Annotated in this window: 26 protein-coding genes; 16 read left to right on the forward strand and 10 right to left on the reverse strand. The window is 68.0% G+C overall.

Translation table 11 applies throughout. From position 1 onward, the window contains the following. Positions 1-76 precede the first annotated feature (76 nt). Genes ACAM55_RS05945 through ACAM55_RS05955 form a run of 3 tightly spaced genes read right to left on the reverse strand, consistent with a single transcriptional unit; the run spans position 77 to position 2,280 of the window. A complete protein-coding gene (locus ACAM55_RS05945; protein ID WP_369655119.1) occupies positions 77-832 on the reverse strand; it encodes an amino acid ABC transporter ATP-binding protein in 756 nt (251 codons plus the stop codon). Continuing rightward, complete coding sequence (gene ehuD, locus ACAM55_RS05950) at positions 829-1,497, reverse strand: ectoine/hydroxyectoine ABC transporter permease subunit EhuD (protein WP_369655120.1); 669 nt, start codon at positions 1,495-1,497, stop codon at positions 829-831. The genes ACAM55_RS05945 and ehuD overlap by 4 nt, the downstream gene beginning before the upstream one ends. A 12-nt stretch (positions 1,498-1,509) precedes the next feature. Further along, positions 1,510-2,280 carry an ABC transporter substrate-binding protein gene (locus ACAM55_RS05955; protein ID WP_369655121.1) on the reverse strand — a complete coding sequence of 257 codons (771 nt, stop codon included), beginning with the start codon at positions 2,278-2,280 and terminating at the stop codon, positions 1,510-1,512. 186 nt (positions 2,281-2,466) lie between these two features. On the opposite strand from ACAM55_RS05955, the gene ACAM55_RS05960 reads away from it, so the two are divergent. After that, on the forward strand, positions 2,467-3,270 hold the full coding sequence (locus ACAM55_RS05960; protein ID WP_369655122.1) for an IclR family transcriptional regulator: 804 nt from the start codon (positions 2,467-2,469) through the stop codon (positions 3,268-3,270). A 76-nt stretch (positions 3,271-3,346) separates the two neighbouring features. Continuing rightward, entirely contained in the window at positions 3,347-4,408 is a 1,062-nt protein-coding gene (locus tag ACAM55_RS05965) for an adenosine deaminase (protein WP_369655123.1), read from the forward strand. Here ACAM55_RS05965 and ACAM55_RS05970 read toward each other — a convergent pair. Then, positions 4,369-5,676 carry an MFS transporter gene (locus ACAM55_RS05970; protein ID WP_369655124.1) on the reverse strand — a complete coding sequence of 436 codons (1,308 nt, stop codon included), beginning with the start codon at positions 5,674-5,676 and terminating at the stop codon, positions 4,369-4,371. The genes ACAM55_RS05965 and ACAM55_RS05970 overlap by 40 nt on opposite strands. A gap of 98 nt (positions 5,677-5,774) precedes the next feature. On the opposite strand from ACAM55_RS05970, the gene ACAM55_RS05975 reads away from it, so the two are divergent. Together ACAM55_RS05975 and ACAM55_RS05980 are read left to right on the forward strand one after the other, a co-directional pair. Beyond that, complete coding sequence (locus ACAM55_RS05975) at positions 5,775-6,713, forward strand: LysR substrate-binding domain-containing protein (protein ID WP_369655125.1); 939 nt, start codon at positions 5,775-5,777, stop codon at positions 6,711-6,713. Between the two features lie 74 nt (positions 6,714-6,787). Further along, entirely contained in the window at positions 6,788-7,888 is a 1,101-nt protein-coding gene (locus ACAM55_RS05980; protein ID WP_369655126.1) for a BMP family ABC transporter substrate-binding protein, read from the forward strand. Here ACAM55_RS05980 and ACAM55_RS05985 read toward each other — a convergent pair whose 3' ends face one another. Continuing rightward, the gene (locus tag ACAM55_RS05985) at positions 7,889-8,770 is read right to left on the reverse strand and encodes a LysR family transcriptional regulator (RefSeq protein WP_369655127.1); all 882 of its coding nucleotides are present in this window, start codon (positions 8,768-8,770) and stop codon (positions 7,889-7,891) included. 103 nt (positions 8,771-8,873) lie between these two features. Here ACAM55_RS05985 and ACAM55_RS05990 point away from each other — a divergent pair, with 103 nt between their 5' ends. The 6 genes from ACAM55_RS05990 (at position 8,874) to ACAM55_RS06015 (ending at position 15,102) form a co-directional block, all read left to right on the forward strand. Continuing rightward, positions 8,874-9,479 carry a short chain dehydrogenase gene (locus tag ACAM55_RS05990; protein ID WP_369656345.1) on the forward strand — a complete coding sequence of 202 codons (606 nt, stop codon included), beginning with the start codon at positions 8,874-8,876 and terminating at the stop codon, positions 9,477-9,479. Continuing rightward, positions 9,476-10,459, forward strand: a complete 984-nt coding sequence (locus tag ACAM55_RS05995) for a hypothetical protein (protein WP_369655128.1) — start codon at positions 9,476-9,478, stop codon at positions 10,457-10,459. Before ACAM55_RS05990 ends, ACAM55_RS05995 begins: the two co-directional genes overlap by 4 nt. A 77-nt stretch (positions 10,460-10,536) precedes the next feature. Beyond that, positions 10,537-11,823: a guanine deaminase gene (guaD, locus tag ACAM55_RS06000; RefSeq protein WP_369655129.1), complete on the forward strand. Its 1,287-nt coding sequence runs from the start codon at positions 10,537-10,539 to the stop codon at positions 11,821-11,823. Between the two features lie 95 nt (positions 11,824-11,918). Continuing rightward, complete coding sequence (gene dcd / locus ACAM55_RS06005; RefSeq protein WP_369655130.1) at positions 11,919-12,485, forward strand: dCTP deaminase; 567 nt, start codon at positions 11,919-11,921, stop codon at positions 12,483-12,485. A 141-nt stretch (positions 12,486-12,626) separates the two neighbouring features. Then, positions 12,627-13,505 (forward strand): neutral zinc metallopeptidase, encoded by an 879-nt coding sequence (locus tag ACAM55_RS06010; RefSeq protein WP_369655131.1) that lies wholly within the window; start codon positions 12,627-12,629, stop codon positions 13,503-13,505. Between the two features lie 130 nt (positions 13,506-13,635). After that, entirely contained in the window at positions 13,636-15,102 is a 1,467-nt protein-coding gene (locus ACAM55_RS06015) for a DEAD/DEAH box helicase (protein ID WP_369655132.1), read from the forward strand. Positions 15,103-15,235: 133 nt separating this feature from the next. Here ACAM55_RS06015 and ACAM55_RS06020 read toward each other — a convergent pair whose 3' ends face one another. The 5 genes from ACAM55_RS06020 to ACAM55_RS06040 form a co-directional block, all read right to left on the reverse strand. After that, complete coding sequence (locus ACAM55_RS06020; protein WP_369655133.1) at positions 15,236-15,457, reverse strand: hypothetical protein; 222 nt, start codon at positions 15,455-15,457, stop codon at positions 15,236-15,238. A gap of 136 nt (positions 15,458-15,593) precedes the next feature. Further along, positions 15,594-17,225: a rhodanese-related sulfurtransferase gene (locus tag ACAM55_RS06025; RefSeq protein WP_369655134.1), complete on the reverse strand. Its 1,632-nt coding sequence runs from the start codon at positions 17,223-17,225 to the stop codon at positions 15,594-15,596. Further along, positions 17,222-17,851 (reverse strand): cysteine dioxygenase, encoded by a 630-nt coding sequence (locus ACAM55_RS06030; RefSeq protein ID WP_369655135.1) that lies wholly within the window; start codon positions 17,849-17,851, stop codon positions 17,222-17,224. The genes ACAM55_RS06025 and ACAM55_RS06030 overlap by 4 nt, the downstream gene beginning before the upstream one ends. Further along, the gene (locus ACAM55_RS06035; RefSeq protein ID WP_369655136.1) at positions 17,848-18,828 is read right to left on the reverse strand and encodes an ABC transporter substrate-binding protein; all 981 of its coding nucleotides are present in this window, start codon (positions 18,826-18,828) and stop codon (positions 17,848-17,850) included. The genes ACAM55_RS06030 and ACAM55_RS06035 overlap by 4 nt, the downstream gene beginning before the upstream one ends. Further along, positions 18,825-20,075 carry an acyl-CoA dehydrogenase family protein gene (locus tag ACAM55_RS06040; RefSeq protein WP_369655137.1) on the reverse strand — a complete coding sequence of 417 codons (1,251 nt, stop codon included), beginning with the start codon at positions 20,073-20,075 and terminating at the stop codon, positions 18,825-18,827. The genes ACAM55_RS06035 and ACAM55_RS06040 overlap by 4 nt, the downstream gene beginning before the upstream one ends. A gap of 109 nt (positions 20,076-20,184) precedes the next feature. Here ACAM55_RS06040 and ACAM55_RS06045 point away from each other — a divergent pair, with 109 nt between their 5' ends. Genes ACAM55_RS06045 through ACAM55_RS06070 form a run of 6 tightly spaced genes read left to right on the forward strand, consistent with a single transcriptional unit; the run spans position 20,185 to position 26,047 of the window. Then, a complete protein-coding gene (locus tag ACAM55_RS06045; protein WP_369655138.1) occupies positions 20,185-21,186 on the forward strand; it encodes an ABC transporter substrate-binding protein in 1,002 nt (333 codons plus the stop codon). Between the two features lie 37 nt (positions 21,187-21,223). After that, a complete protein-coding gene (locus ACAM55_RS06050) occupies positions 21,224-22,333 on the forward strand; it encodes an LLM class flavin-dependent oxidoreductase (RefSeq protein WP_369655139.1) in 1,110 nt (369 codons plus the stop codon). A gap of 3 nt (positions 22,334-22,336) precedes the next feature. Continuing rightward, the gene (locus ACAM55_RS06055) at positions 22,337-23,161 is read left to right on the forward strand and encodes a class II aldolase/adducin family protein (protein WP_369655140.1); all 825 of its coding nucleotides are present in this window, start codon (positions 22,337-22,339) and stop codon (positions 23,159-23,161) included. Between the two features lie 23 nt (positions 23,162-23,184). Continuing rightward, positions 23,185-24,186 carry an ABC transporter substrate-binding protein gene (locus tag ACAM55_RS06060; RefSeq protein WP_369655141.1) on the forward strand — a complete coding sequence of 334 codons (1,002 nt, stop codon included), beginning with the start codon at positions 23,185-23,187 and terminating at the stop codon, positions 24,184-24,186. Beyond that, positions 24,183-25,265 carry an ABC transporter permease gene (locus ACAM55_RS06065; protein ID WP_369655142.1) on the forward strand — a complete coding sequence of 361 codons (1,083 nt, stop codon included), beginning with the start codon at positions 24,183-24,185 and terminating at the stop codon, positions 25,263-25,265. Before ACAM55_RS06060 ends, ACAM55_RS06065 begins: the two co-directional genes overlap by 4 nt. Beyond that, positions 25,259-26,047 carry an ABC transporter ATP-binding protein gene (locus ACAM55_RS06070; protein ID WP_369655143.1) on the forward strand — a complete coding sequence of 263 codons (789 nt, stop codon included), beginning with the start codon at positions 25,259-25,261 and terminating at the stop codon, positions 26,045-26,047. The genes ACAM55_RS06065 and ACAM55_RS06070 overlap by 7 nt, the downstream gene beginning before the upstream one ends.

A 26,047-nucleotide genomic window follows, 5' to 3' on the forward strand; every position in this document is an offset into this window, starting at 1 on the left:
GGGCGGGGGCTTATTGGAGTACCTTCGTGCTTCGCACTGCGGTGCGAGCTTGCTTGGGGGCGGCCCGGCACGGCGCTCATGGCCGGACCTCGGCAGGTGCCGCCGAGGGATGCAGCACGCGCCGCAGGAAATCCTGCGTGCGCGGCTGGCGTGGCGCGCCCAGCACTTGCGCGGCCGGGCCTTCCTCCACGATGCTGCCGCTGTGCAGGAAGCACACGCGATCGGCCACCTCGCGCGCAAAGCCCATCTCGTGCGTGACCACGATCATGGTCATGCCTTCGTCGGCCAGGGCGCGCATCACCCCGAGCACGTCGCCGACCAGCTCGGGGTCGAGCGCCGAGGTGGGCTCGTCGAACAGCATGGCCTCGGGCTTCATGGCCAGCGCGCGGGCAATGGCCACGCGCTGCTGCTGGCCGCCCGAGAGCTGGGCCGGGTAGGCCTGCGCCTTTTCGGCAAGCCCCACCTTGGCGAGCAGCGCGAGTGCTTCCTCGCGCGCCTGCGCGGGCTTGTGGCCCAGCACGTAGACCGGACCCTCCATCACGTTCTCCAGCACGGTGCGGTGCGGGAACAGGTTGAAGCGCTGGAACACCATGCCCATGCGACTGCGCAGCCGGTGAATGCTCTTGTCGTTGCGGTCGACGCGTTCGCCAAATGCGCGCACCTCTCCGCCTTCGTACGATTCCAGCCCGTTGATGCACCGAAGCACCGTGGACTTGCCCGAGCCCGACGGGCCGATCAGGCACACCACCTCGCCGGCATCGACATGCAGGCTCACGCCCTGCAGCACGCGATGCGTACCGAAGCGCTTCTCCAGTCCGTCGACGCGGATCATGGGTGTTTCCTTCCGGCGCCGAAGCGCTTTTCGAGCCGCCGCAGCCCGTAGACCAGCGGCAGGCTCATCAGCAGGTAGAGCAGGGCGACCAGCGTGTAGACCGTCATGTTCTGGAACGTCGACGAAGCAATGAGCTGGCCGGCACGCGTCATCTCGGCCACCGTGATGGTCGAAACGAGCGAGGAGTCCTTGAGCATCATCACCAGCGTGTTGCCGTACGGCGGCAGCGCGATGCGGAAGGCCTGCGGCAGGATCACACGCCGCATGATCAGCGCCGAGCGCATGCCCATGGCCTGGGCGGCCTCCCGCTGGCCCGCGTCCACGGCCTCGATGCCGCCGCGGAAGTTCTCGGCCTGGTAGGCCGAGTAGGCAATGCCTAGGCCGATGACGCCGGCCTGGAAGGCCGTGAGCTGCACCCCGAATTCCGGCAACACAAAGTAGATGTAGAAGAGCTGCACGATGATGGGCAGGCCCCGGATCACGTTGATGATCACCGTGCCCGTCCACGAGAGCGCGCGCACGGGCGAGAGCTTCATCAATGCGAGCCCGAGGCCGAGCACGCTGCTGAGCAGGAACGAGAGCACGGTGACCTGCACCGTGACGACGGCGCCCTGCAAGAGGATCGGCAGGAAATCCTGCGCGTTCTGGAGGAAAGAAGCGGCCATGGGTGCGATGCGTCAGATGCCCCACTTCTGCACGATCCTGGCGAGCGTGCCGTCGGCCTTGATCGCGGCGATGGACTTGTTGAGCCGGGCCAGCGTCTCGGCATCGCCCTTGCGCACCACCAGGCACACGTCGCCCACGTTCACGGGCTTGTAGCTCTCGACCAGCTTCACGCCGGGAAAATTGTTCTGCCGCAGCTGGTAGGCAATGATGGGCTGGTCGCCCAGGCCGGCCTTGATGCGGCCCAGCGAGAGGTCGCGCGTCATGTCGGCCACCGAGTCGTAGCTGCGCACCTCCTTGAAGATGCCTTTCTTGGTGAGCATGTCGAGGAAGACGGTGCCGACCTGCGCGCCGACCACCTCGCCCTTGAGCTCGTCGAGCGAGACGTACGCGCGCGTGTCGTCGCTCTTCACGATCAGGCCCTCGCCGTAGGAGTAGACCGGGTCGCTGAAATCGACCACCTCCTGGCGCGCCGCTGTCTTCAGCATGGCGGCCGAGACGATGTCGATCTTGCGGGCGGTGAGCGAGGGGATGAGTGCCGAGAACACCGTCTGCTGCACGTTGACGCCGAAGCCGCCAGCCTTGCCGACGGCGGTGACGGTGTCGACCATCATCCCCTGAATGGTGTTGGTCTTCACATCCAGGAAGGTGAACGGTACGCCCGTGGCCGTGGCGCCCACGTTGTAGGTGGCGGGCGCGGCGCCCTGCGCGCCGGCCAGCGAGGCGGCGCCCGCGACACAGAGGCCCAGGGCAAAGCGGTGAAGGTGGCGAACGATGCGATTCATGGAAGCACTCCTCGAAGAATGTGGAAAGAGCGAGAGGAAAAAAAGAAGAAATGGCTCGGCGGACGATGCAACATGCATGCCAATAATCGATTCTTTTGAATCTCATATCAATAAATAGAAACCACTAGACGAGTTGAATGTATCGATATGCGATATTTCAAACCGATATGCGTATACTCCGCAGCCATGGACGCCACACCCGAAGCCGCCTCCGCCGAAAGCCCCAGCCTGCTTTTCAACCAGTCGCTGGAGAAGGGCCTGGCCGTGCTGCAGGCCTTCAGCGCCCGCCGGCGCACCATGACGCTGGCCGACGTGGCCGCGGCCACCGACATCACCAAGAGTTCGGCGCAGCGCATGGTCTTCACGCTGGAAAAGCTGGGCTACGTGCGCAAGCACCCCCAGACGCGGCGCTACCAGCTCACGCCACGTGTGATGGAAATCGGCTTCAACTACCTGGCGGCCAATCCGCTGATCGACGTGGCCAATCCGTTCCTGTCGGAGCTGACCAAGGTGACGACCGAGACCTCGTGCCTCACCGAGCCCGACGGGCTCGACATGGTTTACGTGGCGCGCTTCGTCAGCGCGCAGTTCGTGCCGGTCCACATGCCGATCGGCAGCCGCATTCCCATGTACTGCACCGCTTCCGGGCGCGCCTACCTGAGCGCGCTGCCCGAAGACGAGGCGCGGGCGCTGATCGAGGCTTCCGACCGCGTGGCGCATACCGCCCACACTCGCACCCGTGTGGACGAGATCCTCGAGGCCCTGCGCCAGGCAAGGCTGCAGGGGTTTGCCACCAACGCCGAGGAACTGTTCCTCGGCGACATGACGATTGCGGCGCCCGTGGTGGGCAGCCAGGGCCGGCCCGTCGCGTCGGTGCACGTGGTGGCGCCGACCAGCCGCTGGAGCATGGAGGAGGCCGTGCGCAAGCTGGCGCCCACGCTGCTGATGTGCGCGCGCTCGCTCACCAGTTCGGCGCGCGGGATCGATTGAACGTATACGGTTTGGCGCATTCCGCGCCGGGCGGCTGCGCTTATGCTGTGCGAAATCACAACGTCGATTTCCCACCATGACCGATTTCCGACCCGCCTTCGACAAGAGCTTCGGCAAGATCCCCGCCGACCGCCTGCCCGAACTGCTGCGCGCCATGCCCAAGGCCGAGCTGCACATGCACATCGAAGGTTCGCTCGAGCCCGAGCTGATCTTCGAGCTCGCGCAGCGCAACGGGGTGGCCATTCCCTATGCGAGCGTCGAAGACCTGCGAAAGGCCTACGCCTTCACCAACCTGCAGAGCTTCCTGAACATCTACTATGCCGGCGCCAGCGTGCTGCTGAAGGAGCAGGACTTCTACGACATGGCCTGGGCCTACCTGGAGCGCGCCGCGGCCGACAACGTGGTGCACACCGAGATGTTCTTCGACCCGCAGACGCACACCGCGCGCGGCGTGCCGATGGAGGTCGTGGTCAACGGCCTGCACCGCGCGTGCGCCGATGCCCAGCCGAAGCTCGGCGTGAGCGCTGCGCTCATCCTGTGCTTCCTGCGCCACCTGAGCGAAGAAGAGGCCTTCGAAACGCTGGAGCAGGCACTGCCGCTGCGCGACAAGTTCATTGGCGTGGGCCTCGATTCGAGCGAGGTCGGCCATCCGCCCGAGAAGTTCGCGCGCGTGTTCGCGCGCTGCCGCGAGCTGGGCTTGCACCTCGTCGCACATGCGGGCGAAGAGGGCCCGCCGGCGTACGTCTGGAGTGCGCTCGACGTGCTGAAGGTCGAGCGCGTCGACCACGGCGTGCAGAGCGCCAAAGACCCGGCGCTGATGAAGCGGCTCGCGCAAGACCGCATTCCGCTCACCGTGTGCCCGTTGTCGAACCTCAAGCTCTGCGTGTTTCCCGACCTGGCGCAGCACAACCTCGGCGCGTTGCTCGACGCGGGGCTGGTCGCCACCGTCAATTCGGACGACCCGGCCTACTTCGGCGGCTACATGAACCAGAATTTCACGCAGACTTTCGCGGCCACCGGCCTCGGCGTGCAGCAGGCCTGGCAGCTCGCGGCCAACAGTTTCGAAGGCAGCTTCATCGACACGGCGGCCAAGCGCGCCTACGTCGACCGGCTCAACGCCGTCTTCGCAACCTTCTGACCGGCAACGCCGGGCCTTGGCACCAGCAACGGCATCGCCACCAGCGCGCACGCGCTGGCCGCGAGCCACACCAGCGGCCAGCCCTGCAGCGTGAGCAGGTACGGGATGGAGAAGGGCGTCACAAAGCACACCAGGAACACGCTGGTGTTCGCCATGCCGAGCGCCGTGCCCGCGCGGGCCGCGCCGGCCAGCGTGGCCAGCTCGGTGTAGGCCACGCCGTGCCATGCCGACACGCAGACCCCGCTGGCCGCCAGCAGCGCCACCAGCGCCATGCGCAGAACCGATGAGTCGGCGGTGTGCGTGCCCGCGGCCATCACCAGCAGCGCGAGCCCCGCGAACAGCAGCACGCTGAGGGCGCTGCAGGCGCGCAGGTAGGCCGGGCGGTTGCGCCGCCGGTCGGTCCAGCGGCCGCTCCACACGCGCATGACCATCGCGCCGACCTGCACGAAGACCATGGTGGCCGTGATGGCCGCGAGGCCCGCGTGGCCAAAGTCGTGCAGGAACACGGTGCCGAAGGACAGCACCGCGAACTGCGGCGCGCACAGAATGCCGATGCCGGCCACGATGCGCCAGACGCGCGCGTCGCGCAGCGGGCCGCTGCCCTTCGGCGCGCCTGATATCCCGGTGGGCTTGGTGCCCGGCGCAACCGGCGCGATCGGCGGCTCGTGCACCCAGGCCCAGCTCAACGCCGCGCTCAGCGCGCACAGCACCGCCAGCAGGCCATAGAGCGCGGCAAAGCCGAAGTGCAATGCGACGAACGGCAGTACCAGCGCGCCGATGCCGCCGCCCAGCGGCACGGCGGTCTGCCGGATGCTCATCGCGAGCCCGCGCTCGCCGGCGTCGAACCACGTCATGACTGCGCGCCCGCTGGCACCGTTGACGCTGCCGCCCAGCAGGCCGACCAGCAGCAGCCCGCCGCTCAGCCAGCCGAGGCCGGGAACGTGCTGCGCGCTCGGGGCGGCCCAAAGCGCCATCGCCACCAGCGCGGCCGCGGTGCTGCCAAGGCCCGTGAGCAGCACTGGCCGGTCGCCCCAGCGGTCGGTCAAGAGGCCCCATGGCAGCTCGCTCACCGCGATGCCCAGGCCCATGAGGCCGAGCACCAGCCCGAGCGTGGCGTTGTCGAGCTGGTAGCCGGTGCGCATCAGCACCGCGGTCATCGGAATGCCGCTGAAGGCCACGGAGAAGGCGGCGTTGGCGGCCACGCCCGCGGCCAGCACTTTCCAGCGATGGCGGGGCGAATACGAAGGGGAGGCGGTCGGGTGGGTCATGTTGCGGCGCAGTGTCCGCCGTTGCAAAGGTTTTGAAAATCAGAAAATAATGAGCCAATCGTTCGAAAAAACAGGACGATCACGGAAGGAAGAAATCCATGTCCCAGGTGATGTTCGATCTCGACGTGCTGCGCAGTTTTTCCACCGGCATTGCGCTCGGCAGCTACGCACGCGCGGCCGACAAGCTGGGCCGCTCCACGTCGGCCGTGAGCGCGCAGCTCAGGAAGCTCGAGGCGCAGGCCGGCGCCGTGCTGTTCCGCAAGGCGGGCCGCGGGCTGGAGCTCACCGACGCGGGCGAGACGCTGCTCGCCTATGCGCACCGCATGCTCGAGCTCAACGAGGAAGCCGGCGCGGCGATGCGCGGCGCCGACCTGCAGGGCTGGGTGCGGCTCGGCCTGCAGGAAGACTTCGGCGAGACGCTGCTGCCCGCCGTGCTCGGCCGCTTTTCGCGCGCGCACCCCAAGGTGCGCATCGAGGCCTGCGTGGCGCGCAGCGCGGAATTGCGCGAGCGGCTCGAACTCCGGCAGCTCGACCTTGCCCTGGTGTGGGACACCGGCGATCAGATGACGCCGCACGGCGAGCGCGTGGCGCGCCTGCCTTTGCAATGGATCGGTCCCCGGGCGCCCGATGCGCTCGACGCGGCCTGGTGGAAGGAGCGCGAACGCCGCCCCGGCGCGCGCAAGAGCAGGGAGCCGCTGCCTCTGGTGCTGCTCGATGCGCCATGCCCGCTGCGCGAAATCGTCACCGCCGCGCTCGATCGCGCGGGCACGCCGTGGCGCCATGCATTCACCAGCGCCAGCCTTGCCGCGCTATGGGCTGCCACATCGGCCGGGCTGGGGCTCTCGGTGCGCACGCCATTCGGCCTGCCCGCGCATGTGCGCGCCATCGACCGGACGGCCGTCGGCCTTCCGGCGCTGCCGCAGATGTCGCTCATGCTCTATCGCGCGCAGGCCGCGGCCGAGGCGCCGGTGGGCCGGCTGGCCACGCTGCTGCTCGAGGCGGTGCGACAGCATGTGCAGGCGGCCCCGGCGCACTAAAATCCGCACCCCGCAGCCGGGCGTCCCGGCTGGCTGCGGGTTTTTGATTTTCCGGGGCCATGTAGAGGACCACCATGTACAAAAACCTCGCGGGCCGCGCCGTTCTGGCGTGGGCAGCCGCCTGTTTTTTATCTCCCGCCTTTTCGCAAACGCAGGCTCCAAAAGAGCCGCTGAAGATCGGCTTCGTCTACGTGACGCCGGTGACCGACGCCGGCTGGGTGCGCCAGCATGAAGAAGGCCGCAAGGCCGTGGAAGCGGCGCTGGCCGGCAAGGTCAAGACCACCTTCGTCGAGAACGTGCCCGAAGGGGCCGATGCCGAACGCGTCATTCGCGATCTGGCGCAGCAGGGCAACCGGCTGATCTTCACGCCCAGCTTCGGCTACATGGAGCCAACGCTGAAGGTGGCGAAGGACTTCCCCGACGTGAAGTTCGAATCGATCACCGGCTACAAGGCCGCGCCCAATGTGGCAACCGCCAATGCACGCTACTACGAGGGCCGCTATCTCGCGGGCATTGCGGCCGGCCGCATGACGAAGACGAACGTGGCGGGCTATGTGGCGGGCTTTCCGATTCCCGAGGTGCTGCAGGGCATCAACGCGTTCACGCTCGGCATGCGTTCGGTGAATCCGAATGCCAAGGTGATCGTGGTGTGGCTCAACGAGTGGTTCGATCCGCCGAAGGAGCGCGACGCCGCCATGGCGCTGTTCAACCAGAACGCCGACGTGGTCGCCTTCCACACCGGCTCCACCGCCGTGATGGCCGCGGCGCAGGAGCGCGGCAAGATGGCCGTCGCCTATCACTCCGACATGCGCAAGATCGCGCCCGATGCGCAGATCGTCGCCGTCACGCACCAGTGGGGGGGCTACTACACGCAGCGCGCGCAAGCCGTGCTCGACGGCAGCTGGAAGAGCGGCAATGTCTGGGGCGGCGTGAAGGACGGAATGATCCGCGTCGGCGACTTCGGCAGCAAGGTGCCCCAGGCCGTGCAGCAGGAGGTGCTGGCGCGGCAGAAGGACATTGCCGCGGGCAAGCTGCAGCCGTTCCGCGCGGCGGCGGGTGACGTGCGCGACAACGAGGGCCGTGTCGTCATCGCCAAGGGCGTCCAGCTGAACGACGAGCAGATCCTGAAGATGAACTGGCTCGTCGAGGGCGTGCAGGGGCGCGTTGGGCGATAGCTAGCCCAGCCTTTCGACGACCAAGTCGACAAAGGTGCGCAGCTTGGCGCTGGGACGGGCTTCGGGCAGTCGCATGATGTGCACCTGGCGTGTCGGCAGCTCCCAGTCGGGCAGCAGTTGAACCACTTGGCCCGAAGCCAGCGCGGGGCCGAGCAACGCATCGGCCTGCACGATCACACCCACGCCTGCTATCGCGGCTGCCAGCAACGCCTGCCCGTTGTTGGTGGAAAACGGGCCGCGCACGGGGACATGCACCGTCTGGCCGCCCTGCGTGAAGCGCCATGAATGGTTCGCCCCCCAGGCCGCAAAGCCCAGCAGCGGAAAGGCTTCGAGCTCCGACGGATGCCGGGGCCGGCCGTGGCGCGCGACCCACGCCGGGCTTGCAACCGCGAACATGCGCGCCAATGCGAGCGGCCGGGCAATGAGCCGTTCGTCGACGGCCGCGCCCGATCGCACGCCGCAGTCGAAGCCCTCTTCGGCAAGATCGACCACGCGGTCGTTGAGACTCAGATCCACCTTCACCTGCGGATAGGCGGCGATGTATTCGGCAATGACGGGTGTGAGCCGATGCGCGCCATAGGCCACGGGCGCTGTCACGCGCAGCACGCCCTGCGGCATGGCCCGCAGCGATTCCGCCACACCGTCGGCCGTGTGCACGCTCGCGAGCACGTCGCGGCAGCGCTCCAGGTAGGCGGCGCCGATCTCGGTCAGGGCGTGGCGTCGCGTGGTGCGTTCGAGCAGGCGGGCGCCAAGCTGTTCCTCGAGCGCGCGGATGTGCTTGCCCACCATCACGGCCGAGAGTTCGAGCGCCTCGCCGGCGGCGGCAAAGCTCCCCGCGTCCACTGTCGCGACGAACACCTCCATGGCGCGCAGCTTGTCCATATTGAGAACTCAAAGTTTCGAATTGCCGAACCGGATGGCAATTTATCAAACTATCGATTCGCAAAACAATGAGCCTTCACTATTCATTCTTGGCGAGGTTTACATGAAGGTTCTTGTTGTGGGCGCGACGGGCGCCGTGGGCAGCGCGGTGGCGCAGGCGCTGACCGAGCGCGGGCACGAAGTGGTTCGCGCGGGCCGCACGCGCGGCGACCGGCAAGTCGACATCACGAGCGATGCGAGCGTCGAAGCGCTGTATGCCGCGGTGGGGCGTGTCGATGCGATCGTGTCGGCGGCTGGGGGCCTGTTCTTCGGGCCGCTGGTCGAAATGCGGCCGGCCGATTTCAACGTCGGCCTGCAGGACAAGCTGCTGGGTCAGGTGCGGCTTGCGCTGCTGGGACAGCACGTTCTGGCCGATGGCGGCTCGATCACTCTGACCACGGGCGTGGCGGCCGACGATCCGGTTCGCGGGGGCGGCAATGCGGCTGCCGTGAATGCGGCGGTCGAGGGTTTTGTGAAAGGCGCAGCCATCGAGCTGACGCGCGGCCTGCGCATCAATGCGGTCAGTCCGACGCTGCTGACCGAATCGTTGGCAGCGTATGGCGCGCTCTTTCCGGGCGTCGAAACCGTACCGGCCGCGCGCGTGGCGCTGGCCTATGTGCGCAGCGTTGAAGGCCCATTGACGGGGCGCGTGTTTCGCGTGTGGCAATGAGCAGGCACACGCGACTGGCGGGCGCGCTGCTCGCGCTCGCCACGACGGCGGCAAGCGCTGCACCTGCCGCCGTACAGGCACTGCCCGAGGACTGGTATCCGGAAAGCGTCGCCATCGGTCCGGATGGTTCGTTCTACGTCGGCAGCTGGCGCCAGGGCGCGGTGGCCAAATTGAAGCCGGGTCTCGCGCCGAAGGCCGAGGTTCTCGTGAAGCCCGGCGCCAATGGATTGGCGAACGGGCAAGGCGTGCTGGTGGATGCCAGGCATCAGGCCCTCTGGGTTTGCTCGGGCAACATCGGCTTCACCACCGTGCCGCAGACGCCGAGCGCACTCAAGCGCTACGACCTGGCCACGGGCGCGCCGCGCGCAAGCTATGCCATGCCCGATGCGGGCTACTGCAACGACCTTGCGCAAGATGCGCGCGGCAATATCTACGTGACCGATTCCTTGCACCCGCGCGTGCTGCGGTTCACGCCGGGCGCTGCCGCGCTCACGGTCTGGAAGGAAGATCCGGCGCTGGCCGGCCCCGGCCCCTACAAGGGCCTGAACGGCATTGCGATCGACAGCGGGCGCAATGTGTACGTGAGCCTCGTGGCGGCCGCCTCCTACCTGCTGCGCGTCGACCTCGGCACCGACGGCCGCGCCGGTGGCGTCACCCGCATCGAGGCCCCGCGCGTGATGAAGAACGTCGACGCGATCCGCGCCTGGAAACCCGGGCGGCTGGTGCTGTTCGAGAGCAATGCCTTCGGCGACGGCCCCTACGGTGGACAGGTCACCGTGGCGCGCGCCGACGGCGCGAAGCTGGCGCTGCAGACGGTGGTGGCGGGGCTCAACGACCCATCGTCGGGCGCGGTGCTGGGCGACCGGGTCTACTTCATCGAATCGAAGTACCCGCTGCTGACCCAGCGCAAGGACAGCGATGCGGCGGTTCCGCTCGGCGTGCCCTTCGACATCCAGTCGCGTGCCTTGCCGCCGGATTGAAGTCTGGACGGCATATAGCACTCATACGCGCATGGAAATTGCGGCGGGCCGGGCCTGGATTACCCTCCGCAGCAACGATGAAAAAAGCCTACCGCGCCTCCCTCCTGCGATTCGACGATGCCGGCCTGCCGGTTTTCGATGCAGACGGCCTCTTGGTCGTAGCCCCCGACGGTGCCGGCCGCCAGCGCGTGCTCGATGCCGGCAGCCATGCCGCCGTGTCGCCGCGCCACCCCGAGGCCGATGTCACGCATCTGCCGGGGCGCATCCTCGCGCCGGGCTTCGTGGACATGCACATCCACTTTCCGCAGACCGACATCATCGGCGCGCCGTCGCCGGGGCTCCTGCCCTGGCTCGAGAACTACACCTTCCCCGCGGAAGCAAAGTTCGCCGACCCGGCGCATTCGAACGAAGTGGCCGGCGTATTCTTCGACGAGCTGCTGCGCAACGGGGTGACCACCTCGCTCACCTTCGCGACTTCGCACGTCGCTTCTGTCGATGCCTTTTTCGAGGGCGCGCAGCGCCGCGGCCTGCGCATGATCAGCGGCAAGGTGCTGCAGGACCGGCATTCACCCGACGGCGTGCGCGACCAGACCGAGCAGAGCCTCATCGATTCCGAGTCGCTGATCCGCAAGTGGCACAACGTCGACCGCCTGGGCTACGCCATCACCCCGCGCTTCGCGCCCGCGAGCACCGACGCCCAGATGCGCGGCGCGGGGGAGCTGGCCGCGAAATACGCCGACACCTGGATCCAGTCGCACGTGGCCGAGAACCGCGACGAGGTGGCGTGGGTGCGCGAGCTTTATCCGCAGGCGCGTTCCTACCTCGACGTGTATGCCGGCTTCGGCCTCATGCGCGAACGCGCCGTGTACGCGCATTGCATCTACCTGGACGATACCGACCGCGCGCTGCTGCGCGACACGAAGACGGCGGCCGCCGTGAGCCCGACCAGCAACCTGTTCCTGGGCAGCGGCTTCTTCGACTTCGACGCGGCCGACCGCGTCGGCTATCTCTACGGCCTGGCCAGCGACGTGGGCGGCGGCACCAGTTTCAGCCCCTTCCACACGATGATGGCGGCCTACTACGTGGGCCGGGAGGGCCAGACCAAGACCGGCCTGAGCATCGCCCCTTCGCAGCTCTGGTGGCGCCACACCGGCGGCGCGGCGCGCGCGCTGGGCCTCGATGGCGTGGTAGGCAACCTGCAGCCCGGCTGCGAAGCCGACTTCCTGGTGCTCAACCCGGCGGCCACGCCGCTGCTGGCGCGCAAGACCGCGCTGGCAAACAACCTCGAGGAACTGCTCTTCTCGATGATCGTGCTGGGCGACGACCGGCTGGTCGAACGCACGGTGATTTCGCAGGCGGGGTAGCCCCGGAGGCTTGCGAGGACGCCAAGGGCGGGGCAGGGCGGTGGCGCATGCCACAATTCGCGCCATTCCCCCCGCAGCAGCATCAGCGACCGCATATGAGCATCAAGAGCGACAAATGGATCCGGCGCATGGCCGAAGAGACCGGCATGATCGAGCCCTTCGAGCCCGGCCAGGTGCGTGAGGCCTCCGGCCACAAGATCATCAGCTACGGCACCTCGAGCTACGGCTACGACATCCGTTGCGCACCCGAATTCAAGGTTTTCACCAACATTCACAGCACCGTGGTCGATCCGAAGAACTTCGACGAGAAGAGCTTCGTCGACATGCACGGCGACTACTGCATCATTCCGCCCAACAGCTTCGCGCTGGCCCGCACGGTCGAGTACTTTCGCATCCCGCGCAACGTGCTCACCATCTGCCTTGGCAAGAGCACCTATGCGCGCTGCGGCATCATCGTCAACGTGACCCCGTTCGAGCCCGAATGGGAAGGCTACGTGACGCTCGAATTCAGCAACACCACGCCGCTGCCCGCCAAGATCTATGCGGGCGAGGGTTGCGCGCAGGTGCTGTTCTTCGAGAGCGACGAGGTCTGCGAAACGAGCTACAAGGACCGCGGCGGCAAGTACCAGGGCCAGCGCGGCGTCACGCTTCCCAAGACCTGAGGTACCCCTGAGGCAGCCGGTGGCCGACGGCGTCCCCGCAGGCATGCAAATGCCTGTTTTGCTTACAAGGCTCCGGCACGGACAAAGTACCATCCTGCGACGCTCCGGCAAAACTTCTGCAAGGCCGGCAAGGAGACCGCGATGAGATGGGAAGGCAACGAACAATCCGACAACGTCGAAGACCGCCGCGGTGAGGGTGGCGGTGGCGGTTTCATCGGCGGGCGAAGCATCGGCATCGGCACCATCGCCGTCGCACTGATCGCGGGCTGGGTCTTCGGCATCAATCCGCTGACCGTGCTCAGCCTGTTGAGCGGCGGCGGTGGCGAGCAGGTCCAGGTGCAGCAGCAACAGGGGCCCGCGCCCAAGCCGCCTTCGGGCGACCGCGAGGCGGCCTTCGTCTCGACCGTGCTCAAGAACACAGAGGTGGTCTGGACGAACATCTTCCGGCAGAACGGCGGCGCCTATCAGCCTCCCCGGCTGGTGTTGTTCCGCGGCGCCACGCCCACGGCATGCGGCACCGGCCAGGCGGCGATGGGGCCGTTCTACTGCCCCGGCGACAAGAAGGTCTACATCGACCTCGGCTTCTACGACACGCTGAAGAACCAGCTCGGCGCGCCCGGCGAATTCGCGCAGGCCTACGTGATTGCGCACGAGGTCGGCCACCACGTGCAGGACGAGCTCGGCGTCACCGCCAAGGTAGACGGCATGCGGGGCCGACTGAGCCAGTCGCAGAACAACGCGCTGAGCGTTCGCGTCGAGCTGCAGGCCGACTGCTTTGCCGGCATCTGGGCGCACCATTCGCAAGAGTCCAAGAAGTGGCTCGACCCGGGCGACATCGAGGCCGCCATGAACGCCGCGCAGAAGATCGGCGACGACGCATTGCAGCGCTCCGCGGGCCGCGCCGTGGTGCCCGACAGCTTCACCCATGGCTCCAGCGCGCAGCGCCAACGGTGGTTCGGCGCCGGCTATCAGAGCGGCGATGTCAAGTCCTGCGACACCTTCAACGCCCGCAATCTTTGAGTGCCTGGATCTGGAAGGCTGATGCCTTCTGGCTTCGATGCTATTAATTAAATAGCAATGCCGGCGGCGCGGACGTTGTCACGCCGCCGTCACTGCCATTTTTTGCGGCAGTGCGACAATAGAAGGCTTAATGACAAGCTCCTTCTCCAATCTATCGCTGGCGGAACCGCTGGCGCGCGCCGTGGCCGAAATGGGCTACGAGACCATGACTCCCATCCAGGAGCAGGCCATTCCGGTCGTGCTTTCGGGCCAGGACGTGATGGGGGCCGCGCAGACCGGCACCGGCAAGACCGCGGCTTTTTCGCTGCCCTTGCTGCAGCGCATGCTCAAGCACGAGAACTCGTCCACCTCGCCCGCGCGGCACCCGGTGCGTGCACTGGTGTTGCTGCCCACGCGCGAATTGGCCGACCAGGTGGCCCAGCAGGTCAAGCTGTACGCCAAGTACACCAACCTGCGCAGCACCGTGGTGTTCGGCGGCATCGACATGAAGCCGCAGACCCTCGAGCTCAAGAAGGGCGTCGAAGTGCTGGTGGCGACGCCGGGCCGGCTGCTCGACCACATCGAGGCCAAGAACGCGGTGCTCAACCAGGTGGAGTACGTGGTGCTCGACGAGGCCGACCGCATGCTGGACATCGGCTTTCTGCCCGACCTGCAGCGCATCCTGAGCTACCTGCCCAAGCAGCGCACTACGCTCTTGTTCTCGGCCACTTTCTCGCCCGAGATCAAGCGGCTTGCCAGCAGCTACCTGCAGAACCCGGTCACCATCGAGGTGGCGCGGCCGAATGAAACGGCGTCCACCGTCGAGCAGCACTTCTACAGCGTGTCCGACGACGACAAGCGCCGCGCGCTCAAGCAGATCGTCAAGCAGCGCGGCATCACGCAGGCCTTCGTGTTCGTCAACAGCAAGCTCGGATGCGCGCGCCTCGCACGCTCGCTGGAGCGCGAGGGTCTGCGTACCACCGCACTGCATGGCGACAAGAGCCAGGACGAACGCCTGAAGGCGCTCGCCTCGTTCAAGGCCGGCGAAGTCGACCTGCTGGTGTGCACCGACGTCGCGGCCCGCGGCCTCGACATCAAGGATGTGCCGGCAGTCTTCAACTTCGACATTCCGTTCAACGCCGAAGACTACGTGCACCGCATCGGCCGCACCGGCCGTGCCGGCGCGTCGGGCCTGGCCGTGAGCTTTGCCAGCGGCGGCAACGACGTGCGCCTGGTGGCCGACATCGAGAAGCTGATCAAGAAGAAGATCGAGCTCGAACCCGTCGAGTTCGAGGAAGACAATCCGCGCGGCCGCATCAACGACGGCCGCCGCCACTGGCGCGAAGAAGGCGAGGCCGGCGACGCGCGCGACGTGCTAGACCAGCCGCGCGAACGCGGCAGCATGGGCGCCGAAGCGCGCCGCGGCGGCGGGCGTCCCCACCGCGCACCGTCAGCACCGCGCGACCCGTTCTTCGACAAGCCCTACGAACCGGGCCAGGCCGACGCCACCCCGGCCTGGGAAGCCGCCGCCAAGGCAGCCCCCGCGCGCGGCATCTCGAGCAACATCAAGACCAAGCGCAAGGTCGCGGCCCTCTTCAAGAGCGCCGAAACCAACTAATTGAAGCCCCTCTTTTGGCGCTTTGTTATTTTCGTGGAACACGGCGGAACCGGCTTCGCCGGGCCGCTGGTGTTGCCCCCGGTAGGGGGTTGGCGAAGCGACACGAAGTGCGCGAAGACTGGGGGCGAGCCTATTACCTCCATCCACGGTGCCACCCGTAGCGCGGGTGGTGCCAGCCATATCCGTAGCGCGGGTGGTAGCTCCAGACGAAACCCACGCCCGGCGACACGTAGGTCGGCGCCACATAGGCCACACCCGGCGGCGCGGCATAGACCGGTTGCGCCGGTGCGACCACGCAGCCGGTCAGGATGGCCGCCAGCGCGGCGGCCGAGAGGGCGAGTACAGGCAGTCTCATGGGATGCTCCTGGGACGAGTTGATCGGTATTCCCAAGAAACGTCCCTCGCCATCGGTGGATGACCTCCTTTACCCGGGCGAAATAATGTGACCGGCCGTTGCAGGCCGGGCCCCTGCGCAGCGCGCTGCCGCGCTCTCAGATCACGTTGAAATGGTGCGTGCCGTCGCGACCCAGTTGCGCGACGAGGCCGTATTCCCAGTCGAGGTAGGCCTGCATGGCTTCCGGCGGCGCATCGGTGCCTTCGTAGGGCCGCCGGTAGCGGTCGGTGCGCGGCGTCGCGAGCCGCGTCTCGCCCAATTCGGCTTCGAGGCCCGCCGCGAACCACGCCGCGTTGCCGCCGGCCAGCACCAGCACTTCCACGTCGCTCTGGCCGCGCGCGTCGAGCAGCTGGCGCAGGTCTGCCGCCGCATAGCGTGCGAGCAGGCTGCTGCCGCAGGTCAGCACATAGCGCCGCGCCCGCGGAATGGCCGTGCCGACGGCCTCTGCAAGCTGGGCGCGAATGGCGTACCAGGCGCCGGGGATGTGGCGCTTCACGTAGTTGGCGCTGGTGGTCACGTCGATCACCGCCGCGGCGGCCTGCTGCTCCAGCAGGGCTGCCAGGTCGTCGGGCGAGATCTCGCGAATGGCAACCGCGGCCAGCGGATAGACGGCCGGCGACGCGATCGTTTCGGTGAAGGCCGAGGCGGCCGGCACCGCGTCGGGCACATAGACCTCCCACCCCATCTGCGCGAGCCACGACGCACTCATCGACGCCCGCACACCGTCGTCGTCCACCAGCACGATGCGCGCGCCGCGCACCGGCACCTGGTGGTCGGTTTCCTGCACCAGCTGGCCGCCGGGCGCACTCGCGAAGCCGGGCAGGTGGCCTGCCTCGTATTCCTCCGGCGTGCGCACGTCGAAGCGGTACACCGTGCGCCCCGGTGCTTCCAGCGTATGCAGCGCGTCGAGCGCGATGCGGCGCACGCCGGCCTTGTCCGCCACGCGGCGCGCGTCGGCCTGTGCTTGCGCGCGATGCGCATCGGACACCGAGGCCGGCGCCTTCCGGTCCGCGCCGTGGTCGAGCACCTGCCCCGCGAGCTTCCAGCCGATGGTGCCGTTGCGCAGCGCCGCCACCGGATTCGGAATGCCCGCATTCACCAGCGATTGCGTGCCGATGATGCTGCGCGTTCGGCCCGCGCAATTGACGATCACTTGCGTAGTGGGATCGGGCGCCAGCTCGCGCACGCGCAGCACCAGCTCCGCGCCGGGCACGCTGGTGGCCGATGGAATGCTCATCGTGCGGTATTCATCAAAGCGCCGTGCATCGAGCACCACCACGTTGGCCTTGCCATCGACCAGCGCCTTCACCTCGGGTGCGGAGAGCGATGGCGTGTGCCGCTCGTGCTCGACCAGTTCGCCGAAGGACTTGCTCGGCACGTTCACGTCGCGGAACAGCTCGCCGCCGGCCGCGCGCCAGCCTTCGAGGCCGCCTTCGAGCAGGTGCAGGTTCGTGTAGCCCAGCGAGGCCAGCGTGCGCGCGGCCAGCGGCGCCAGATCGGTTCCGTCATGCGCGCCGTACAGCACGATGAAGGTGTCCAGCCGCGGAATGCGCCGCCAGGCTTCGATCTCGATGCGCGAGAGCGGCAGGTTCGCGGCCCACAGCGGGTGCTCCTGCGCGAAGGGGTCTTCCTCGCGCACGTCGAGCAGCGCGGTTTCGTCGCGCGCGAGCAGGCGCGCGCGCACGGCGGCAAAAGGCACGGCAAGGGGAAAGGCGTTGGTGGTCGTCATGCGGAGGTCGTCGATCTCAGTTCGGCGGAGCGGTCCCACAGGTTGGGAAGAAGCGTGTTGGAGTAGCCCGAGACAAAGGGCTTGCGTCCGCCCTCGGCGGGGTAAGTATGCCGCCGCACGGCTCCGATGTTGGCGCCATACACGTGGATGCTGATCGACACGCGGTCCGCATGTGCGTTGTGCACGCGGTGCAGGTCGCCCAAGGTCGGCGACACAGCCTCCACGTCGCCGGCGTCGAGCCGCACCGCGGCACCTTGCGGCCGTGCCTGGCCATCGGGCCCAAGGGCATAGCCCTGGCTGTACTCCGCGCCGCGCAGCATGCCGATCAGGCCCCACACCGTGTGGTCGTGCACCGGCGTCGCTTGCCCCGGTCCCCAGACAAAGCTCACGACCGAGAAGCGTTCGGTGCTGTCGGCATGCAGCAGGAACTGCTGGTAGCGCGCCGGGTCGGGTTGGGCAAAGGCGTCGGGCAGCCAGTCGCCTTGCGCCACCAGCGTGCGAAGCAGCGCGCCGCCTTCGGAAAGAATGCGCGGCTCGTCCGGGCCGCCATCGAGCAGGCGGCCGAACGCGCCGACGAACTCGCCGACGAACTCGCGCAGAGGCGCAATGCCGGATGCTGCGCTCACGCCGGACGTTTCCAGACCTGCGCGTCGGTGATGGCGCGCACGTCCACGCGCACCGGCAGGATGCCGTCGCGCGCCGAGCGGTCGGCCACCACCTGCAAGGCGACGATGTCGGCCTCGGACACAGGGCGGCCGGTGACCGAGGCGCGCGCGGTGATGATCCGGGCCGATTCGAGCGGCAGCCGCGTGAGCTGGCTGTAGGCCTGCGCATACGCCTCGGGATTGGCCAGCGCCCATTCGCCGGCGCGCGCCAGCCGGTCGAGAAACTGCACGATGGCCGCGCGCTTTGCGGGGTCGGCCAGCGAAGGCTCGCTCGCGGTGATGAAGCCCAGCGCCGTGTTGATGCCGCGCCCGTCGCGCAGGACGCGCCCGCCCTGCTGCAGCGCCATTGTGTAGTAGGGGTCGAAAACGGCCCAGGCGTCGATCTGCTTCGAAGCGAAGGCCGCGGCCGCATCGGTCGGTAGCACGAACTTCACCGTGACTTCGTCGCGCCGCACGCCGGCTTCTTCGAGCGCGCCATACAGCTGGTACTGCGAGATGCTGCCGCGCGCGGACGAAACGATCACCGTCTTGCCGCGCAGGTCGGCCACCTTGCGCAAGGGCGAATCGGGCTGCACCACGATGCCGAGCGCATCGGCCTTGCCCACGCGCGTGGCGACGATCTTCAGCGGCGTCCGGCCGACGGCGGCGGCCAGCACCGGCAGGTCGCCGGCCACCGCCGTGTCGACGGCCGCACTGCGCTGCGCTTCGAACAGCGGTGCCGCGCCCTGGAAATTGGCCCAGCGGTAGGCAAAGGGCACGCCCTCCAGGGCCTTCGAGGCCTCGAACAATGCGCGCAGGCCGCCGGCCTGGTCGCCGAGCACCAGCGTAGCCTGCGGCTGCGCCCATGCGCGCAGCCCCCCGGCGGCTGTGAGCGAGAGCACCGCGCCCTGCTTGAGCCAGCTGCGGCGCGAGGCCTTGGAGAAGAGCAGGTCGGTCATGCTGCGGCTCCCGAGAGCAGCAATGCACGCGCGCCCGCTGCGACCAGGATCGCATCGTTCTGCGGCGTGTGGATGCGGCTGCACAGCACGTCGCGGTAGTGCCGCTCCAGCGGGTTCTGCCGCGTGAGGCCGTGATTGCCGCTCAGCTGCAGCGCCAGCTCGACCGCACGGATCGCATTGCTGGTCACGGTGTACTTGAGCAGGCCGCTTTCAGTGGCTGGCTGCGCGCGGCCCTCGTCCACGGCGCGGGTGGCATCGTCGAGCAGCACGCGGTTGGTGCGCAGCAGCGCGGCGATTTCGCCCACGTGCTCCTGCACGCGCGGCAGGCTTGCGAGCGGCGCACCCAGGCTGCCGGGCGCGCGCTGGTTCAAGAAGCTTACGAGCCAGTCGCGCGCGGCCTGCGCCACTGCGTCGTAGAGGCTGCCGAGCAGCACTGTCATCCAGGCCTGCTGCGTGGCATGGGCGTCGATGTCGGTCTGGCTGCCGGCATCGGGGGCCCAGTCGGCCGGGGTGCGCAGGTCGACGGCGTGATCGTGCTCGATCGCCACGTTCTCGAACACCACCTCGTGGCTGCCCGAAGCGCGCAGGCCCAGGTGATCCCAGCTCGCGATCACGCGCACGCCGGGTGCATCGCGCGGCACCAGGAACACGCCGGTGCGCGGCGCGGGCTCGTCGGTGCGGGCCCACACGGCGAGCCACGAGAGGCCCTCGATGCCGGTCGTGTAGAGCTTGTGGCCGTCGATCTTCCAGCCGCCGCCTTCGCGGCGGGCGATCGTCGCGGGCAGCCCGCCGCGCGCGGGCGAGCCGAGCGCAGGTTCCACGCGCAGCGCGTTGATGAGTGCACCGCGATCGACCGCGTCGCGCAACACGCGTTCGCGCAGCTGCTGCGGCCAGCGGCTGTCGCTGCGTGCGAGCGCGTGATGCTGCAGGTAGGTCATCGTCAGGATCAGCGCGGTGGCCGGTTCGCCGTGCGCCACGGCCGCGATCACGCGCCGCGCCGTCGCCAGCGTGGCGCCCCCGCCGCCGTGCGCCGCGGGCGCCACCAGGCCGATGAGGCCGTGCGACTGCAGCGCCTCGAAGTTCGGATGCGGAAAGGCGCCGCTGCGGTCGTGGTCGGCCGCGGTGGCGGCGAACTGCGACGACAGCCGCGCCAGCACGGCGGCATCGACTTCGGCCTCGACGACGCGGGGCGTCGGGTTTTCTTGTTCATTCGTGACCGGCGGGCGGCGCAAGGGGAGTGCACTCATGGTCCGGCACATTAGCGGGGCCGCGCCGCGCCGAAAACGACGCATCCCGCATATGCAAACTCGTTTTTCTGCGTTCGCTTTCGGCGCTGGTCTCGGTACGGTCCGGACCATGAAATCTGATTTCCTCAGGGATCGACGCCGCCTGCTCCAGGCCGCCGCGGGCTGGAGCACGATCGCCGCCGCAGGCGGAACCCAGGCCGCAACGCCGGCACGCGATCTTTCGGGCGTGATCCTGCGCGTGGGCACCTACAAGGGCCTCTGGCGGCCGCTGCTGCAGGCTTCCGGCCAGGCCAGCACGCCCTACAAGATCGACTGGCGAGAGCTCAACAATGGCGTGCTGCACATCGAGGCCATCAATGGTGACGCACTCGACCTGGGCTCGGGCAGCGAGATCCCGCCGGTGTTCGCCGCGCGCCAGAAATCGAGCGTGAAGCTGGTGGCCGTGACGCACGAAGACCTGAACAACCAGGCCACGCTGGCGCGCAAGGATTCGCCGATCCGCAGCATTGCCGACTTCAAGGGCAAGCGCGTGGGCTATGTGCGCGCCACCACCTCCCACTACTACCTGGCCAAACAGCTGGCCGAGGCGGGCCTCTCGTTCAGCGACATCCAGGCCGTGAGCCTCACGCCGTCGGACGGCCTTTCGGCCTTTGCGCGCGGCGATCTCGATGCCTGGGCCATCTATGGCTACAACGGCCAGCTTGCGCGCACGCAGTACGGAGCCCGCACCATCAAGACCGGCGTGGGTTATCTCTCCGGCAATTTTCCCATCTACGCCAACCCGCGCGCTCTGGACGATGCGCTGCGACGCGCGGCATTGAGCGACCTGTTGCAGCGTCTGCAGCGCGCCTTCGCATGGATCAACGGCAACTTCCTGGCCTATGCGCGCGCGCAGTCGGCCGAGACGCGCGTGCCGGTCGGCGACCTGGTCGAGCTTTTCAACGGCCGCAGCGGCGACTACAGCCTGGGCCCCGTCACCGACGCCGTGGTGCGCAGCCACCAGGAGGTGGCCAACACCTTCCTGAAGATCGGCGTTCTCGACGGCCCGGCCGACGTCAAGCCCTTGTGGGACCGCAGCTTCGAAAGCGTACTGCGCCTGCCTGCCGCCTGAACAACCCCGCATCCATCCTGAAAAACACGAGGACACCATGAGCCAGAACGACGTTGAATTCATCGGCATGATCCAGGGCCAGAAGGTCTCGGAGATCCATGCCGCCAAGGGCCCGGCCATCGACCGCGACTATGTGCGCGCCTTTGCCCAGGCGCACGAGAACGCGGGCTTCGACCGCGTGCTGGTGCCGCACCACTCGACCGGCCCCGACGCCACGCTCACCGTGTCTTACGCAGCGTCGGTCACCGAGCGCATCCACTTCATGCTCGCGCACCGCCCCGGCTTCGTGGCGCCCACGCTGGCGGCGCGACAGTTCGCCTCGCTCGACCAGTTCAGCGACGGCCGGCTCGCGGTGCACTACATCTCGGGCGGCTCCGACGAAGAACAACGGCGCGACGGCGACTGGCTGGGCCACGACCAGCGCTATGCCCGCACCGACGAATACCTGGAAGTGCTGCACAAGGTGTGGACCGGCGAGAAGCCCTTCGACCACGAAGGCGCGCACTACCGCTTCCAGAACGCGTTCTCGGAAGTGAAGCCGGTGCAGACGCGCAATGGCAAGCCGCATGTGCCGGTGTATTTTGGCGGCGCGTCGGAGGCGGCGATTCCCGTGGCCGGCAAGTACGCCGACGTGTATGCGCTGTGGGGCGAATCGCTCGACCAGGCGCGCGAGCTCACGACCCGCGTGCGCGCCGAAGCCGCGAAGCACGGCCGCAGCGTGCGTTTCTCGGTGTCGTTCCGCCCGATCCTCGCGGAGACCGAAGAGGCCGCATGGGCGCGCGCCGACCGCATCCTGGCCGAGACCCGGCGGCTGCGCGTGGTGCAGGGCTACAACCGCGGCGGCCCGCAGCAGAGCGAAGGCGCGAAGCGCCTGCTGGCCGCGGCCGAAAAAGGCACGCGGCTCGACAAGCGGCTGTGGACCGCGGTTGCGCAGGAAATCGGCGGCCGTTCCAACAGCACCGCGCTGGTCGGCACGCCCGAGCAGGTGGCCGATGCGCTGCTCGACTACTACGACCTGGGCGTGACCACCTTCCTGATCCGCGGCTTCGATCCGCTGGAAGACGCGACCGACTATGGCCGTGAGCTGATTCCGCGCACGCGGGAGCTGGTGGCTCAACGTTTGCAAACGCAACGCAAGGCGGCCTGAGCGATGAGCGCCGTTCTTTCGATCGACCGCAACGCGGTCCAACCGCTCAAACTCAACCCCAACCCGCAGCAGAAATACTGGTTCGACCCGATCCCGCCACGCACCAGCGTGCAGGCCGAGCGCCGCCATCGGCAGGAGCGCCTCGCGGGCGCCTTCCGCCTGTTCGCACGCTTCGGCTTTGCGCAGGGCCTCGCGGGCCACATCACGGCGCGCGACCCGGAGCTCACCGATCACTTCTGGGTCAACCCGCTGGGCATCCACTTCTCGCGCATCAAGGTATCCGACCTGCTGCTCGTCAATTCGAAGGGCGAGACCGTGATTGGCGACCGGCCGCTCAACAAGGCCGCCTTCGCCATCCACGCGGCGATCCACGAGCACAACCCGAAGATCATTGCGGCCGCCCACACGCACTCGACCTACGGCAAGGCCTGGTCCACGCTCGGCCGCAAGCTCGACACCCTCACGCAGGACAGCTGCGTGTTCCATGACGACGTGGCGCTGTTCGACGACTTCACCGGCATGGTGGTCGACACCAGCGAGGGCGACCGCATCGCAGAGGCGCTGGGCGACAGGAAGGGCGCGATCCTCAAGAACCACGGCATCCTGACCGCCGGCCCGACGGTGGAGGCCGCCGCCTGGTGGTACATCGCGCTCGACAACGCCTGCCACACGCAGTTGCTGGCCGAAGCCGCCGGCAAGCCACAGCCGATCGACGAGGCAACGGCGCGCCACACGCACAGCCAGATCGGAGGGCCGGAGGGGGCCATCCATTCTTTCGACAGCCTCTATGAAGGCCTGGTCGAAGCAGAACCCGAGCTGCTGCTCTGAAGAAAAAACCAACGGAGTTCTCGATGACCGTATCCCTTTCACGCCGCAGCGTTCTGCGCGCGGGCGGCGCCGCCGCCGTGGTCGCCTCGGGCGGCCTGATCGCCTCTCAGGCGTTTTCGCAGCAGGCCCGCAAGCTCACCTTCGCGTGGAACGCCGCCGCGTTCTGCCTCTCGCCCGTCGTCGTCGCGCAGGAGCGCGGCTACTTCGAGCGCAACGGGCTCCAGGTGGACCTGATCAACTACACCGGCTCCACCGACCAGCTGCTGGAGTCGCTGGCCACGGCCAAGGCCGATGCGGCCGTGGGCATGATCCACCGCTGGCTCAAGCCGCTGGAGTCCGGCTTCGACGTGAAGATCGTCGGCAGCTCGCACGGCGGCTGCGTGCGGCTGGTGGGCGCCAAGGCCGCGGGTGCCACCAGCATCGCAAGCCTGAAGGGCAAGATCATCGGCGTGTCGGACATTGCGAGCCCGGGCAAGAACTTCTTCTCGATCCTGCTGGCCAAGAACGGCGTCGACGCCGACAAGGACGTGACCTGGCGCCAGTACCCCGCGGACCTCCTGGACATTGCCGTGCAGAAGGGAGAGATCCACGCCATTGCCGACGGCGACCCGAACGTCTACCTGATCGAGAAGCGCAACAAGGGCGCTTTCGTCGAGATCGCGAGCAACCTCTCGGGCGAATACAAGGACAAGGTCTGCTGCATCGTCGGTGCGCGCGGCGAGCTCGTGCGAAAGGACAAACCCGCCGTGGCCGCGCTGGTGCGCGCCATTGCGCAAGCCTCCGACTACGTGGCCGAGAACCCGAACGAGTCGGCCAAGCTCTTTGCCAAGTATTCGCCCAAGGTGCCCGTGGAAGACCTGCGCGCGCTGCTCGGCACGCTCACGCACAACCACCATCCGCTCGGCAAGAACCTGCGCGACGAGGTGGAGTTCTATGCGCGCGATTTCCGCGGCGTCGGCGTGCTCAAGAAGACCACCGATCCGGTGCGCTTCGCCGAGCACGTCTCCTATGACCCACTCGCATGAGCACACCTGATCCCGCATTCGGCTTCGATTCCCTCCCCTTCAGGGGGAGGGCCAGGGTGAAGGCCGCGGTGCCCGCACGCGCGTCGGCTCCTGCCCCGACACCGGCCCGAACGCCAGCGACCTTGCCTGCATGGCGTATCGGCTTCGCCGCCGCCGCCGCATGGTTCGCCCTGGGCCTCCTGACGATCTACTGGCCGAACAAGGCCGTGGGCTTCAGCGACTGGGCCTACACCGACGAGTTCGGCATCTCCGCCATCGTGGCCGGTGCGCTGTTGCTGGTCGTCGCCCTGCTCGGGCCGCGTGCCGGCCGCATTGCACGCGCGCTGCGGCCCGCCGGACCCTGGCTCGTCGCGCTGCCGCTGCTCTTTGCCATCTGGGAGATCGCGACCGCCAAGCTCGCATGGCTCCCCACGCCGTTCTTCGCGCCGCCGCAGAGCCTGGTCGAAACCTACATCGACGATTGGCACCGCCTCGGCGAGAGCCTGCTGCACTCGGCGCGTCTGCTGGCACACGGCTTCGTGCTGGGCGCGCTCGCTGGCTTTCTCACGGGCGTGACCATCGGCTGGTCGCGCATTGCGGGCTACTGGGTGCATCCGGTGCTGCGCTTCCTGGGGCCGGTGCCGGCTTCGGCTCTGCTGCCGCTGGCGTTCTTCTTCTTTCCGTCGAGCTATGCGGCCGCGGTGTTCCTGATTGCGCTGGCCACGGGCTTTCCGGTCGCGGTGCTCACCTGGTCCGGCGTGGCGGGCGTCAACCGCAACTACTACGACGTGGCGCGCACCATGGGCGCGAGCGAGCGCTTCCTGGTGCTGCGCGTGGCCATTCCGGCAGCATTGCCGCAAGTGTTCGTGGGCCTCTTCATGGGCCTGGGCGCGGCGTTCTCGGTGCTGGTCACGGCCGAGATGATGGGCGTGAAGGCCGGGCTCGGCTTCTATCTTTCGTGGGCGCAGGGCTGGGCCTCGTACTCGAACATGTACGCGGCGCTGATCGTGATGGCCGTGCTGTGCTCGGGCCTGATCACGCTGCTTTTCAAGGTGCGCGACCGCGTGCTGTCGTGGCAGAAGGGGACCGTGAAGTGGTAGCCATTGCTGAAGCGGGCGTGCGCCAGGCCGGAGCGCACATCGACATCCGCGGCGTGAGCCACTGGTTCGATGTGCCGGCGGGGCCGCTGCAGGTGCTCGACGACATCGACCTCACGGTGAAGCCCGGCGAGTTCGTCGCGCTGCTGGGGCCGAGCGGCTGCGGCAAGTCGACCTTGCTGCGCCTCGTGGCCGGGCTCGAGCCCGCGACGGCCGGCCGCATCACGCAGGACGATGCGCCGATCACGCGGCCCGACCCTTCGCGCATCGTCGTGTTCCAGGACCCGACGCTCTACCCCTGGCGCAGCGTGTGGGACAACGTGGCGCTGGGCCTGCAGGCGCGCGGCGTGCTCAAGGCGCAGCGCGGGCGTGTCGACGAGGCGCTCAAGCTCGTCGGCCTCACCGACTTTGCAAAAGCCTTTCCGCACCAGCTTTCGGGCGGCATGGCGCAGCGCGTGGCGTTGGCGCGCGCACTCGTCAACGATCCGCAACTGCTGGTGCTCGACGAACCGCTGGGCAAGCTCGATTCGCTCACGCGCATCGCCATGCAGAGCGAGCTGGTCAACCTGTGGCAGCGCGCGGGCTTCTCGGCGCTGCTGGTGACGCACGACGTGGAGGAGGCGCTGTTCCTCGCCAACCGCGTGATCGTGCTGAGCGACCGGCCGGCGCGCATCGCGACGGAGATCGTGGTCGACCTGCCGTATCCCCGGCATCGCGGCCATGCGCGGCTTGCCGAGTTGCGGCACGAAGCGTTGCGGCACCTGGGGCTCGACGCGACCTGGTGA

Origin of the sequence: Variovorax sp. V213, assembly GCF_041154455.1 — a bacterium.
In the GTDB taxonomy this organism is placed as follows: Bacteria; Pseudomonadota; Gammaproteobacteria; order Burkholderiales; family Burkholderiaceae_C; genus Variovorax.